General features: G+C 63.7%; 11 protein-coding genes. 8 read left to right on the forward strand and 3 right to left on the reverse strand.

What is annotated here, in order from left to right; translation table 11 throughout:
• Positions 1–28: 28 nt before the first annotated feature.
• From PQR27_RS35335 to PQR27_RS35345, 3 genes are all read right to left on the reverse strand, one after another.
• Positions 29–1417 carry an MFS transporter gene (locus PQR27_RS35335; RefSeq protein WP_408528165.1) on the reverse strand — a complete coding sequence of 463 codons (1389 nt, stop codon included), beginning with the start codon at positions 1415–1417 and terminating at the stop codon, positions 29–31.
• Positions 1418–1540: 123 nt separating this feature from the next.
• Positions 1541–3778, reverse strand: a complete 2238-nt coding sequence (locus tag PQR27_RS35340; RefSeq protein ID WP_408528166.1) for an acetate--CoA ligase family protein — start codon at positions 3776–3778, stop codon at positions 1541–1543.
• 8 nt (positions 3779–3786) lie between these two features.
• Entirely contained in the window at positions 3787–4995 is a 1209-nt protein-coding gene (locus tag PQR27_RS35345) for an acyl-CoA dehydrogenase family protein (RefSeq protein WP_408528167.1), read from the reverse strand.
• Positions 4996–5139: 144 nt separating this feature from the next.
• Between PQR27_RS35345 and PQR27_RS35350 the strand changes: the two genes are divergently transcribed.
• The 8 genes from PQR27_RS35350 (at position 5140) to PQR27_RS35385 (ending at position 12432) form a co-directional block, all read left to right on the forward strand.
• Entirely contained in the window at positions 5140–5988 is an 849-nt protein-coding gene (locus PQR27_RS35350; protein WP_408528168.1) for an IclR family transcriptional regulator, read from the forward strand.
• 352 nt (positions 5989–6340) lie between these two features.
• Entirely contained in the window at positions 6341–6436 is a 96-nt protein-coding gene (kdpF, locus tag PQR27_RS35355) for a K(+)-transporting ATPase subunit F (protein WP_028193906.1), read from the forward strand.
• Positions 6433–8241 carry a potassium-transporting ATPase subunit KdpA gene (gene kdpA, locus PQR27_RS35360; protein WP_408528169.1) on the forward strand — a complete coding sequence of 603 codons (1809 nt, stop codon included), beginning with the start codon at positions 6433–6435 and terminating at the stop codon, positions 8239–8241. The genes kdpF and kdpA overlap by 4 nt, the downstream gene beginning before the upstream one ends.
• A 13-nt stretch (positions 8242–8254) precedes the next feature.
• Positions 8255–10417: a potassium-transporting ATPase subunit KdpB gene (kdpB, locus tag PQR27_RS35365; protein ID WP_408528170.1), complete on the forward strand. Its 2163-nt coding sequence runs from the start codon at positions 8255–8257 to the stop codon at positions 10415–10417.
• 19 nt (positions 10418–10436) lie between these two features.
• Positions 10437–11018: a potassium-transporting ATPase subunit KdpC gene (gene kdpC, locus PQR27_RS35370; RefSeq protein ID WP_408528171.1), complete on the forward strand. Its 582-nt coding sequence runs from the start codon at positions 10437–10439 to the stop codon at positions 11016–11018.
• A 31-nt stretch (positions 11019–11049) separates the two neighbouring features.
• Positions 11050–11748 (forward strand): response regulator, encoded by a 699-nt coding sequence (locus PQR27_RS35375; protein WP_408528172.1) that lies wholly within the window; start codon positions 11050–11052, stop codon positions 11746–11748.
• Between the two features lie 118 nt (positions 11749–11866).
• A complete protein-coding gene (locus PQR27_RS35380) occupies positions 11867–12082 on the forward strand; it encodes a hypothetical protein (protein WP_408528173.1) in 216 nt (71 codons plus the stop codon).
• Between the two features lie 26 nt (positions 12083–12108).
• Positions 12109–12432, forward strand: a complete 324-nt coding sequence (locus PQR27_RS35385) for a hypothetical protein (RefSeq protein WP_408528174.1) — start codon at positions 12109–12111, stop codon at positions 12430–12432.
• Positions 12433–12465: the final 33 nt, after the last annotated feature.

Genomic DNA, 12465 nt, shown 5'->3' on the forward strand with positions numbered 1-12465 from the left:
ACCTACGGATTGTCGCGCCCGGAGTTGCTCAATGAGGCGTCTGACCGAGCCCATGCTGCGCCCGCGTGTTGCCGCTGGTCACCGAGCTCGCGGCTCGTTTCCCCGGCGCCGGAAACACGAGCAGCATCAACACGACACCCGCCAGCAACACCACCGCCAGTCCGATCAGGCCGTATTGCGCGCTGCCGGTCTGCGTCTTCACCCAGCCGACGAACGCCGGACTCACGAAGCCGCCGGTGCCGCCCAAGCTCGTGATCATCGCGATGCCGCCCGCCGCCGAGGAACGCGGCAGGAAGGTCTGAGGAATCGTCCAGAACACGACGAAGGACCCGTACGAGGCCGCCGCGGCCAACGCTAGCAGGCCGACGCCGAGCGCGACGTTGTGGCCGGCAGCCGGCAGCAGCGCAAACGCCAGCGCAGTCACGCAGGCACTCGCCGCGATGTGCCAGCGCCGCTCCATGGTCCGGTCGGAACTCGCGCCCACAATATAGGTTCCGAGCGCCGCCGCGATGAAGACCAGCGCGGACAGCAGCCCCACGTCCAGCACGTTGGCGACGCCCAGGTCGCGGATCACGGTGGGCGCCCAGAAGCCGATTGCGTTGAACGGCATCATCACCGCGAAGTAGACGAGCGCCGCGAAATACACGCGCGGATTGGCAAGCGCGCCACGCAGTCCGTCGAGATGACCGGTTTCCTTGGCCTTTTCGTCGGCGGCGAGTTCGCGGGAGACCAGCGCTTTTTCGCGCGCGTCGAGCCAGCTCACGTCGTCCGGCGTGTCGCCGAGCGTGAGGAACGCAACCAGACCGAGCGTCACGGCGGGCACGCCTTCCAGAAGGAACAGCCATTGCCAGCCGGGCAAGCCGCCGACACCCGCGAGCCGCGTCATGATGAAGCCCGACATCGGGCCGCCGATGATGCCCGCCACGGCCGTCGCCATCATCAGGAATGCGGTGACGCGGGCGCGCCGCGCGCCCGGAAACCAGCAGCTCAGGTAAAAGATGATGCCGGGAAAGAAGCCGGCTTCGGTCACGCCGAGCAGGAAGCGCATCGCATAGAACTGCGTCGGCGTGCGCACGAACATCATCAGGCTCGACACGACTCCCCATGCGAACATGATGCGCAGCAGCGTACGGCGTGCGCCGACACGCTGCATCCACAGATTGCTTGGGACTTCGAAAAGTACGTAGCCGATGAAGAACAGCCCCGCGCCCAGGCCGTAAGTGGCCTCGGAGAAGCCGAGGTCGTGCATGAACTGCAACTTGGCGAAGCTGATGTTGACGCGGTCGATGTAGCTGATGACGTAGCAAAGAAACAGCAACGGAATCAGCCGGAAAAAGATCTTGCGATACGTGCGTTCGACTTCGACGGGCGAGAGCTCGCCCGGTGTCGAGGTGCCGGATTGCGGATAGCGATGCATGATGGTCTCACGAAGAATGCCAACTGCGGTGAGCGTCGCTGCGCAGGTTGCTGTACATGTTTAGGTACGCGCATTGCGTTCGAGCAGCGACGCCCGCTCTCAAAGCGGTCTGGCACCGCATCACTATCCGTCTACCACGGCGGGAGCGCAATGCTGCCTTTCGTGCCTTTCGTGCCTATCGTGCCTATCGTCGATGGGCGTGGCGGCGCACGGCTGGCAACGCGCCAACGCGTCGCCGGCGCGCACGCCTCTGCCCGCGGGCAGCACGAACAGCGGATTGATATCCAGTTCCTTCAGGCTCGCCTGCTGGTCGAGCGCCATGGCGGACAGCGCGACGATCGTCTCTACCAGCGCCTCGATATCGGCGGGCGGCTTGCCGCGCGCACCGTCGAGCATCGCGAAGGCGCGCAGTTCGCGGATCATCGCGTGGGCGTCGGCATGTGAGACCGGCGCGAGCCGGAACGTCACGTCTTTCAGCACCTCGGCATAGATGCCGCCGAGGCCGCACATCACCGCCGGGCCGAACGATGCGTCGTTCTCGACGCCGACGATCAGCTCGATCGCGTCGCGAATCTCTTCCTGCACCAGCACGCCTTCGATTCGTGCGTGAGGGAGGTGGCGGCGCGCATTCGCAATGATTTCGTCGAAGGCGCCGGCCAGTGTCGCTGCATTGTTGATGCCTACGCGCACCGCGCCAGCTTCCGTCTTGTGCGGAATATCGGGCGACTGCACCTTGATAACGACCGGAAAACCAATCGATCGCGCGATGGCGCACGCGTCGTCACGGGTATTTGCAAGCCCGCTTTCAGGCGTGTCGATTCCGTACGCGCCCAGCAGCGCCTGCGCTGCGTGCTCGGTCAGATCACCCTGACTGGACGCCAGCAGCGCGTGCGCACCTTTCACGTCGTATGCAGCGAATGCATGCGCTTTCGTACCGCGCGCGGCGGCACGCGTGCGCTGCGCCTGCGCATAGTCCGACAGCACCGCGAACGCACGCCCGCAACGCACCGGTGTCGCATATAGCGGCACCTCGTGCGCCTCGATCATCTCGTACGCCTCGCGGGCCATCTCGCGGCGCGCGTTCCAGGCGAGCATCATCGGCTTGTCGGAGGCCGCATAGACGCGCACGATCGCCGTGGCCATGGCGAGGGCCACGTCGCCGCTTGCCGCCGCCGCCATGATCGCGATGGCGTCGATGTTCGGATCGTCGGCGATGATCTGCAGCGCGTCGGCGAAAATCTTCGGCTCGGCAAGAATGCCGGCGGTCAGATCGACCGGATTGTTCAGCGAAGCGAACGCGGGCACGATCGGTTTGAGGCGCGCGAGGGTCGCCGCCGACAACGCGGGCACCGACATGCCGCGCTCAGCGCATGCATCCGTAATCAGAATGCCGGCGCCGCCCGAGAGCGTGACGACCGCGATCCGGTTGCCGCGCGGCAGACGTTTGGCTTCGAAGGCTTTGGCGTAATCGCCGAGGTCCGCGACATCGGTCACCTCGACCACGCCGCTCTGACGAAAGGCGGTGCGATAGAGCGCCGAGGCGCCGCCCAGATTCGCCGTGTGCGATGCGGCGGCCTTGGCGCCGTCGGCGGTGTTGCCGACTTTCCAGGCGAGCAGCGGCTTGCCGGCGTCGAGCGCGCGGTTGGCGACGTCGACGAGCCGCCGCGCATCCTTCAGGCCTTCGATATACGCGGCGATCAGCGATGTCTGCGGGTCTGCGATACAGGCATCGACGAGGTCGAGCAGGCTGACATCGGCCTCGTTGCCCGTGGTGATGAAGTGGCGCAAGCCGATGCCGAGTTCGTCGGCCATCAGCAACAGGGCGCAGCCGAAGCCGCCGCTTTGCGAAATCAGCGACAGGCCGCCGCGCCGGTAATCGACGCCGAACGGGGCGCCGAAGCCGGCGTAGACGCCGACGCCGGTGCTGACAAACCCCTGGCAGTTCGGGCCGATCACGCGGATGCCGAAAGCCTTCGCGATTACCGCGCATTCTTCTTGCAACGCGGCGCCCGCTGCGCCCGCTTCAGCAAACCCGGAGCTATAGACGATGGCGAAGCCGATGCCCTTTTCGCCGCACTGACGCAGCATGTCCGGCACGCGGCGCGCCGCCACGAGGATGAGCGCGAGATCAGGCGTGTCCGGCAACGCGGCGATGCTGGCGTGGCAGGTCACGCCGGCAATCTCCGCGTATTTCGGGTTCACCGGATATAGCACGCCCTGATAGCCGTGTTGCATGAGAAAGCGCATGGGCTGGCCGCTGATCGACTTCGGATCGTTCGAGGCGCCGATGATGGCAATCGAGCGTGGCTCGACGAGCCGTTCGATGTCGAGCGCGCCGGCGGATGTCGTGGGGAGGTTCATGGCGGTCTTCATGCGGCACGCGCAGCGTCGGCTTGAACGCTGTCCTTCTGCTGCGCCTGATCCCGCTCGGCCGCGCGCCGCAGCGTGATCTTCGCAATGTTCAACTGATGAATCTGCGTGGTGCCTTCGTAAATGCGGAAGGCGCGCACGTCGCGGTAAAAGCGCTCCACCGCATTGCCCGCCAGGTAGCCGCGGCCGCCGAGCATCTGGACCGCGCGGTCCGCGACGCGTCCGCACATTTCGGAGGCGAACATCTTGCACATCGACGCTTCCAGCGCGACATCCTCGCCAGCATCGCGTTTGCGCGCGGTCTCGAGAATCATCGAGCGCGCCGCGAAGATTTCGGTCTGGCATTCGGCGATCAACGCCTGCACGAGCTGAAACTCCGCGATGGGCTTGCCGAACTGCTCGCGCTTCGAGGTGTAAGCGACGGCTTCTTCGAGCATCCGCATCGCCGGGCCCGTGCACAGCGCGGCCAGATGGATGCGCTGCTTGTTCAGCACTTTCATCGCGGTCCGGAAGCCCTGTCCTTCGACGCCGCCAATCAGGTTGGCCGCGGGCACCCGGCACCCTTCAAAGATCACGTCGCCGACCGGCGAACCGGTCTGGCCCATCTTGTCGTACGGCGCGCTGGTGGACAAACCCGCCATGCCGCGCTCGACGAGGAAGGCGGAAATGCCGCCCGCGCCGGGCGTGGCGGGATCGGTGCGGGCCATGACCGTGAACAGATCGGCGATCGGCGCATTGGTGATGAAGCATTTGCTGCCGTCGAGCACGTAGTGGTCGCCCTCGCGCCGCGCGGTGGTGCGCAACGCGGTGGCATCCGACCCTGCGTCCGGCTCGGTCAGCGCAAAGGCGCCGGTCAGTTCGCCAGAGGCAAGACGCGGCAGATAGCGCTGCTTCTGTTCGTCGGTGCCGTCCGCGACGAGCGCTTCCGAACCGATGCCGGTATTGGTGCCGACCCGTGCCCGGAACGCCACCGACGCCTGCGAAAGCTCGAATGCGCCGCGCACGAGTTGCTCGGTGGACAGGCCGGCGCCGCCGAAGTCGCGCGGAATGCTCCAGCCGAAATAGCCCAGTTCACGCATGCGCTGGACGAGATCCGCCGGCACGGCGTCGGCCTGCTCGATCTCGTTTTCGCGTGGCATGGCTTCTTCACGGACGAACCGGGCGACGCCGGCGAGCATCGAGTCGAAATGCGAGGTGTTGCTGATCATCCTTGTCTCCGTCATGTGAGTCGATTTATGACTTCACTATCGAATATTTACGAAGACGTGGCGCGATTTGTTCGACTCTGCAGAATGGAGTTTGGATATGCAGAACATCCAGCGCAAAATGGATCATCCGGGAGGGAACCCAATATGGCAACCAACAAGCTTTCCGAGGCGGCGGTGCTGGCGAGCGACTATCTGGATTCGAAGGCGCGCTACGTGCCGGACGAATTCGACGGCGACCGGCAGTTCGCCACCACGCTGGCGCGCGGCCTCGACATCCTGCATTGCTTCACGCCGCGCGATTCGCAGCTCGGCAATGCCGAACTGGCGGCGCGCGCCGGCATGACCAAGGCCACGATTTCGCGCTTCACGTATACGCTCACGCGCCTGGGCTATTTGCGCGTCAATCGTATGAACAATAAGTTTCAGCTCGGCTCGGCCGTCCTGTCGCTGGGCTACCCGCTGCTCGCGAGCCTGAGCGTGCGGCAGATTGCGCGGCCTTCCATGAAGGACCTCGCCGATCAGATTCGCGGGTCGGTCTCGCTCGGTATGCGTGACCGGCTCAATGTCGTGTATCTGGAGAGCAGCCGCAGCTCGACGCCGCTCGGCTTGCCGGCGGATATCGGGCTGAGTTATCCGATCGTGCGCACGGCGATGGGCCGGGCGCTGCTCGCCGCGTTGCCGGGCGAGCGGCGCGAGGCGCTGTGCAATGAAATTGCGGTGAAGGCGCCGAACGAATGGAACACGTTTCGCGAGCGCGTGATGAGCTCGATCGACTACTTCTACGAGCGCGGTTTTTGCGTGTCGTACGGCGATCTGCGACGCGAAGTGCACGCCGTGGCCGTGCCGATGAAGCCATCGGCCGACGGCGAGATTCTCGTGTTCAATTGCGGCGTGCCTTCTTACCTGCTCAAGGAAAACCAGCTGGAGGCGGACATCGGGCCGCGCCTCGTTTCCATGGTGCGCAGTATTGAAGGCGCGATGGGGATTTATTAGGCGGAAACCAATGACTGCAAGCCGGACGATTCGTCATTCACACGGGCATGTGCGAAGGCACTGTCCACGACAGCCCGCACGCTCGCGATGCGCATTGGCAAATCGCTGAATTCGGCTTTGATCGCTATGGAGGTGGACGCCCCCTGAATTGATAGCTGTTTTTTTACAGAAGTCTGGCGTGTCTTAACGCTGCTTTTACACGCATTTTTCTAGAGTTGGGGGTGCAGGGGTCCGTCATGGGAGACCAAGCCATGGATCTGCTCTACCTCATCTCAATCGCCGTGTTCAGCGGTCTCGTCGCGGCGTTCGTCATTGGCTGCGACAAGCTTCACCGCGCGCCCGGAGGCCGTCCATGACTACCTGGATGACCTGGCTCGCGGCGGCCTCGACGCTGATTCTGTTCGCCTACCTCGTGTATGCATTGCTGCGCGCGGAGGCCCTCGAATGAACCTCAACAATCTCTTTCAGCCCGGCCTGTATATGGTCGTGCTGATCGCGCTCGCCATTCCGCTCAGCCGCTATATGACGGCTGTGCTGGACGGTTCGTCGGCCGTGGTTCGCCGCATCGGGCGGCCGGTCGAGACCTTGCTGTACCGGCTCGCGGGCGTGGACCCCGCCGCTGAAATGTCGTGGAAGCTCTACGCGCTGGCCGTGCTGTTGTTCAATACCCTCGGTGTGGTCGCGGTGTATGGATTCCTGCGCCTGCAGCAATGGTTGCCGGCGAATCCACAGGGCTTCGGCCCCATGACGCCGGACGCGGCCTTCAACACGGCGATCAGCTTCGTGACCAACACGAACTGGCAGGACTACACGCCGGAATCGACCGTCAGCTACCTGACGCAGATGGCTGCCCTGACCGTGCAAAACTTCTTGTCGGCCGCCACGGGTATTGCGGTGGTGGTCGCATTGATTCGCGGTTTTGCACGTCATACGACAGCGACGATCGGCAATTTCTGGGTCGATCTGACGCGTATCACGCTCTATATTCTCGCGCCGCTTGCGACTGTCATCGCACTCGTCTTCGTCAGTCAGGGTGTGATTCAGAACTTCGAAGCGTACCAGGACGTGCCGACACTGCAGGTCACAACGTACCAGACGCCGAAGACCGATGCCCAGGGCAATCCCGTGAAGGACGCGAAGGGTAATCCGGTGATGGTGGACAACAAGGCCGACAAGCAGACCATTGCGATGGGGCCGGCTGCGTCGCAGGAAGCGATCAAGATGCTCGGCACCAACGGCGGTGGCTTTTTCAACGGCAACTCCGCGCATCCGTTCGAGAATCCGACGCCGTTCGCCAACTTCGTGCAGATGATCGCGATGCTGGTCATTCCCGCGGCATTGTGTCTGGTGTTCGGGCGGATGGTGGGCGACCAGCGTCAGGGCTATGCGGTGCTCGCCGCGATGACGATCGCTTTCGCGATCGGCTGCTGGGGCGAGATTTCGTCGGAGCAGAGCGGCAATCCGCTATTTACGACGCTGCATGTCGATCAAACCGCATCGGCGTTGCAGGCCGGCGGCAACATGGAAGGCAAGGAAACCCGCTTCGGCATCGCGCAGTCGGGCATTTTCACCGTGGCGACCACCTCCGCCTCGTGCGGCGCCGTCGCCAATACGCACGATTCGCTCACGCCGATGGGCGGCTTCGTTCCGCTCTTGCTGATCGAACTCGGCGAAGTGATCTTTGGCGGCGTCGGTTCGGGGCTCTACGGCATGCTCGTGTTCGCGTTGCTCGCGGTCTTCGTAGCCGGCTTGATGATCGGGCGAACGCCCGAATACATCGGCAAGAAGATCGAGTCGTATGAGATGAAGATGGTGTCGATCGCTGTGCTGCTGACGCCGCTGCTGGTTCTGGTGGGCGCCTCGATCGGCGTGCTGACGGCGTCCGGCACGGCGGGGATCTCCAATCCCGGACCGCACGGCTTTTCGGAAATTCTGTACGCCTACAGTTCGGCCGCCAACAACAACGGCAGCGCTTTCGCCGGCCTGTCGGTGAACACCCCGTTCTACAACTCGACGCTGGCCATCGTCATGTGGTTTGGCCGCTTCGGATCGATTGTGCCGGTGCTGGCCATCGCGGGATCGCTTGCCGCGAAGAAGCGCATATCCGCCACCGCCGGCACGTTGCCCACGCACGGCCCTTTGTTCGTCGTCCTGCTGCTCGGCACGGTGGTGCTGGTCGGCGCGCTGACCTATGTGCCTGCATTGGCGCTCGGCCCGGTCGTGGAACATCTGATGATGGTTGCGGGACATTGACTGCGAGGACAGCATGACTAACGGTATTCAACCGCCGGTTCATCAGCCTGGCAACATCGGCCAGGCACGCAATGCCGCGCGTTCGATGTTCGACCCGGCCATTGCGAGGCCGGCGCTGGTTGACTCGTTCAAGAAGCTTGCGCCGCGCCATCAGTTGCGCAATCCGGTGATGTTCTGCGTCTATGTCGGCAGCATTCTGACGACGGTGCTGTGGATCGCCGCGCTCGGCGGCCAGGCCGAGGCACCCGCCGGCTTCATCCTCGCGATCGCGCTCTGGCTGTGGTTCACGGTGCTGTTCGCCAACTTCGCGGAAGCACTGGCCGAGGGCCGCTCGAAAGCGCAGGCGGCGTCGCTGCGCAGCGCGAAGCGCGACGTGATGGCCAAGAAGCTGCAGGAGGCGCATCCCAAGTCGCCGATCCGTATCACGACGGCAACCGATCTGCGCAAAGGCGACGTCGTGCTGGTCGAAACCGGCGACGTCATTCCGGCGGACGGCGAGGTGATCGAAGGCGTCGCTTCGGTCGACGAGTCGGCGATCACCGGCGAATCCGCGCCGGTGATTCGCGAGTCGGGCGGCGATTTTTCGTCCGTGACGGGTGGCACGCGCGTGCTGTCGGACTGGATTGTCGTACGGGTCAGCGTGAATCCGGGCGAGGCATTCCTCGACCGGATGATCGCGATGGTCGAAGGCGCGAAGCGGCAAAAAACGCCGAATGAAATCGCCTTGACGATCCTGCTCGTCGCGCTGACGCTCGTGCTGCTGTTCGCGACCGCTACGTTGCTGCCGTTCTCCATGTTCGCAGTCGAGGCCGTGAAAGCGGGACACGTGGTGACGATCACCGCGCTCGTCGCGCTGCTCGTGTGCCTGATTCCGACAACGATCGGCGGGCTGTTGTCGGCGATCGGCGTGGCGGGCATGAGCCGGATGATGCAGGCCAATGTGATTGCTACTTCGGGCCGCGCGGTGGAAGCGGCTGGCGATGTGGACGTGCTGCTGCTCGACAAGACCGGCACGATCACGCTCGGCAACCGCCAGGCTTCGGCTTTCACGCCTGCGCCTGGCGTCACGGAAGAGATGCTTGCCGACGCCGCGCAGCTGGCTTCGCTCGCGGACGAAACACCGGAAGGCCGCAGCATCGTCGTGCTCGCCAAGCAGCGCTTCAATATTCGCGAACGCGATATGCATGCGTTGCAGGCGACCTTCCTCGCCTTCAGTGCGCAGTCGCGCATGAGCGGCGTCGATCTTTCTCCCAAGGGGACGTCCTCCGGATCGCCTGAGCGGCAGATTCGCAAAGGCGCAGCGGATGCGATCAAACATTACGTGGAAGCACACGGCGGCCGCTTTCCAGCAGAGGTGACGGCTGCGGTCACCGAGATCGCCCGGCGCGGCAGCACACCGCTGGTCGTGGCGGAGCAGGGCCATGACGCAGGCGCTGCACGCGTCATGGGCGTGATCGAACTGAAGGATATCGTCAAGGGCGGGATCAAGGAGCGCTTTGCCGAACTGCGCAAGATGGGCATCAAGACGATCATGGTGACGGGCGACAACCGTCTGACGGCGGCAGCGATCGCCGCCGAGGCAGGCGTCGACGATTTCCTCGCCGAGGTCACGCCCGAGGCGAAGCTGACCACGATCCGCGCGCACCAGGCCGAAGGCCGGCTCGTGGCGATGACCGGCGACGGCACCAACGACGCCCCGGCGCTCGCGCAGGCCGACGTGGCGGTGGCGATGAACACCGGCACGCAGGCCGCGAAGGAAGCCGGCAACATGGTCGACCTCGATTCGAATCCGACCAAGCTGATCGAAATTGTCGAGATCGGCAAGCAGATGCTGATGACGCGCGGCTCGCTCACCACGTTCTCGATTGCCAATGACGTCGCCAAGTACTTTGCGATTATTCCAGCCGCGTTCGCGACGACCTATCCGCAACTGCGTGTGCTCGATGTGATGCATCTGAGTTCGCCGTCGTCGGCGATTCTGTCGGCGGTGATTTTCAATGCGCTGATTATCGTGGCGCTGATTCCGCTTGCGCTCAAGGGTGTGAAGTACCGGCCGCTCGGCGCGGCGTCGCTGTTGCGCCGCAACCTGCTGATCTATGGGCTGGGCGGGATTCTGCTGCCGTTCCCGTTCATCAAGCTGATCGACATGGTGCTGAACGTGTTCGGCTGGGTTTGACCACGGGAGTGTGGACATCATGAAAACGCTGATTCGTCCGATGCTGGTCCTGTTCATTCTGCTGACCGTCATCACCGGGGTGGTCTATCCGATCGTCGTGACCGCAATCGGCCATGCGGCCTTCGCGAGGCAGGCGAACGGCAGTCTTGTCGAGAGCAACGGCAAGGTGGCCGGCTCCGCGCTGATCGGTCAGCAGTTCGACGCGCCGTACTATTTCTGGGGACGGCTGTCGGCCACGACGCCCATGCCCTACAACGCGCAGAACTCGAGTGGCTCGAATCTCGGCCCAACCAATCCCGCACTCGCCGACGAAATCAAAGGCCGTATCGATGCATTAAAGGCCGCCGGCAACGACATGTCCGCACCAATACCCGTGGATCTGGTGACGTCTTCGGGCAGCGGACTCGACCCCGAGATCAGCCCGGCGGCTGCCGCGTATCAGACGGCACGGGTGGCGCAAGCCCGCGGCCTGCCGGTCGATCAGGTGCGCGATCTGGTGGATCGCCACACCTCCGGGCGGCAGTTCGGCATTTTCGGCGAAGCGCGTGTCAACGTGCTGACGCTCAACCTTGCGCTCGACAATCTCAAACCGATGCATTGATACCGAAGGGGGCGGTCAACGTGGCACATTCATGAGCGATCCCACCGTCAAAATTGTTGTGATCGACGATGACAAATACATACGCCGTTTCGTCCGGACGCATCTCGAAGCGGACGGCATGACGGTCTTCGAAGCGCCGACCGGGGCGCAAGGCCTGGCCCACGCGGCAACACGGCTGGCGGATCTCGTTGTGGTCGATCTGAGCTTGCCGGACATGGACGGCATCGAGGTGATCCGGGCGTTGCGCTGCTGGTCCGCGATGCCGGTGGTGGTGCTGTCGGCGCGCAGCCGCGAGGAAGACAAGGTCGCCGCGCTCGACGCCGGCGCCGATGACTATCTGACCAAGCCGTTCGGCTTGCCCGAGTTTAGCGCGCGGATTCGCGCGCATTTACGCAGACAGACCTCCTGCGGCCGACCCGGCGCGCCGCAGATCCGGTTTGGCCTCGTGACGGTCGACCTCGGCGAGCGCAAGGTGCTGCGCGACAGCCTGACCGTTCATCTCAGCCCAACTGAATACCGCCTTCTTGCGGCGCTGGTGCGTTATCCAGGCCGAGTGTTGACGCATCAACAACTGCTCGGCGAAGTGTGGGGCCCGTTGCAAACGGACAACCATCACTATCTGCGGATTTACATGGGGCATCTGCGTCACAAACTCGAACGCGATCCGGCGCACCCCGAACACATCATCACCGAGTCGGGCGTGGGTTACCGGCTGGTCGGCGTGCGCTGATTTTCACGGAATTTTTATAACGGTTCCTGCAATCCATTCGCGGCCTTTACGGCCGCGCTCGTATATTCAATGGCTGGCGTTTCGCCGCGAGAACAATCTGGAATGGGCTGGAGGATGTATGGCATTCAAACAAACGAAGGGTTCGGTGACCGTGGAGGCGTGTGTGTTTTCGGCGCCCGGCAACATGTTCAAAGGGGCGTTGCGCGTGACTACGACCCGCAACAACAGGCAGTTTCTGCGGATCACCGGACGTGGCTGTGGTCGTCCGATGCGCACTGCCGATGAGGCGCTGGCATTGGCCGAAGCCGAAGCGCGCCGCACCCTGGGGCTTTGACTCCCATGACACCTACCCGGCCAGCCATGATGCTCAGAGGCTTGTGCAAGGTCCTTGCTATCGCCTTTGTCACGAATCAGGTTCTCACGACTATTTTTACGTACGTCGCGCAGCAGCTGGATGCATCGCCGCCACATGACGCAGTCTGGCTGTTCAGTTGCGTGACATGCGGGTTGTTGACGTTATGGCTGCAGTCAGACGCACGGCGCGCGTTTGGGTTTGCGCGTGAGAAGGGCTTCGTGAAGACCGGCGGCGAGAGCAAAAAGGAATTGCAGATCGCGCCGGACTGCCCGAAACGGTGGCTCGTGATTCTGCATATTGAACTGAATCCGGCGGCGGTCCTGGTATAGCCTGGACATGGCGCCAGCCCTCATGGGCGGCAC

Source organism: Paraburkholderia fungorum (assembly GCF_046027215.1).
Lineage (GTDB): Bacteria > Pseudomonadota > Gammaproteobacteria > Burkholderiales > Burkholderiaceae > Paraburkholderia > Paraburkholderia fungorum_D.

Bases quoted from the DNA above. Each gene is read 5' to 3' on its own strand.
- kdpB (WP_408528170.1), top strand. From the start codon at position 8,255: ATGACTAACGGTATTCAACCGCCGGTTCATCAGCCTGGCAACATCGGC.
- kdpC (WP_408528171.1), top strand. From the start codon at position 10,437: ATGAAAACGCTGATTCGTCCGATGCTGGTCCTGTTCATTCTGCTGACC.
- kdpA (WP_408528169.1), top strand. From the start codon at position 6,433: ATGAACCTCAACAATCTCTTTCAGCCCGGCCTGTATATGGTCGTGCTG.
- PQR27_RS35345 (WP_408528167.1), bottom strand. From the start codon at position 4,995: ATGATCAGCAACACCTCGCATTTCGACTCGATGCTCGCCGGCGTCGCC.
- PQR27_RS35385 (WP_408528174.1), top strand. From the start codon at position 12,109: ATGATGCTCAGAGGCTTGTGCAAGGTCCTTGCTATCGCCTTTGTCACG.
- kdpF (WP_028193906.1), top strand. From the start codon at position 6,341: ATGACTACCTGGATGACCTGGCTCGCGGCGGCCTCGACGCTGATTCTG.
- PQR27_RS35335 (WP_408528165.1), bottom strand. From the start codon at position 1,417: ATGCATCGCTATCCGCAATCCGGCACCTCGACACCGGGCGAGCTCTCG.
- PQR27_RS35375 (WP_408528172.1), top strand. From the start codon at position 11,050: ATGAGCGATCCCACCGTCAAAATTGTTGTGATCGACGATGACAAATAC.
- PQR27_RS35340 (WP_408528166.1), bottom strand. From the start codon at position 3,778: ATGAACCTCCCCACGACATCCGCCGGCGCGCTCGACATCGAACGGCTC.
- PQR27_RS35380 (WP_408528173.1), top strand. From the start codon at position 11,867: ATGGCATTCAAACAAACGAAGGGTTCGGTGACCGTGGAGGCGTGTGTG.
- PQR27_RS35350 (WP_408528168.1), top strand. From the start codon at position 5,140: ATGGCAACCAACAAGCTTTCCGAGGCGGCGGTGCTGGCGAGCGACTAT.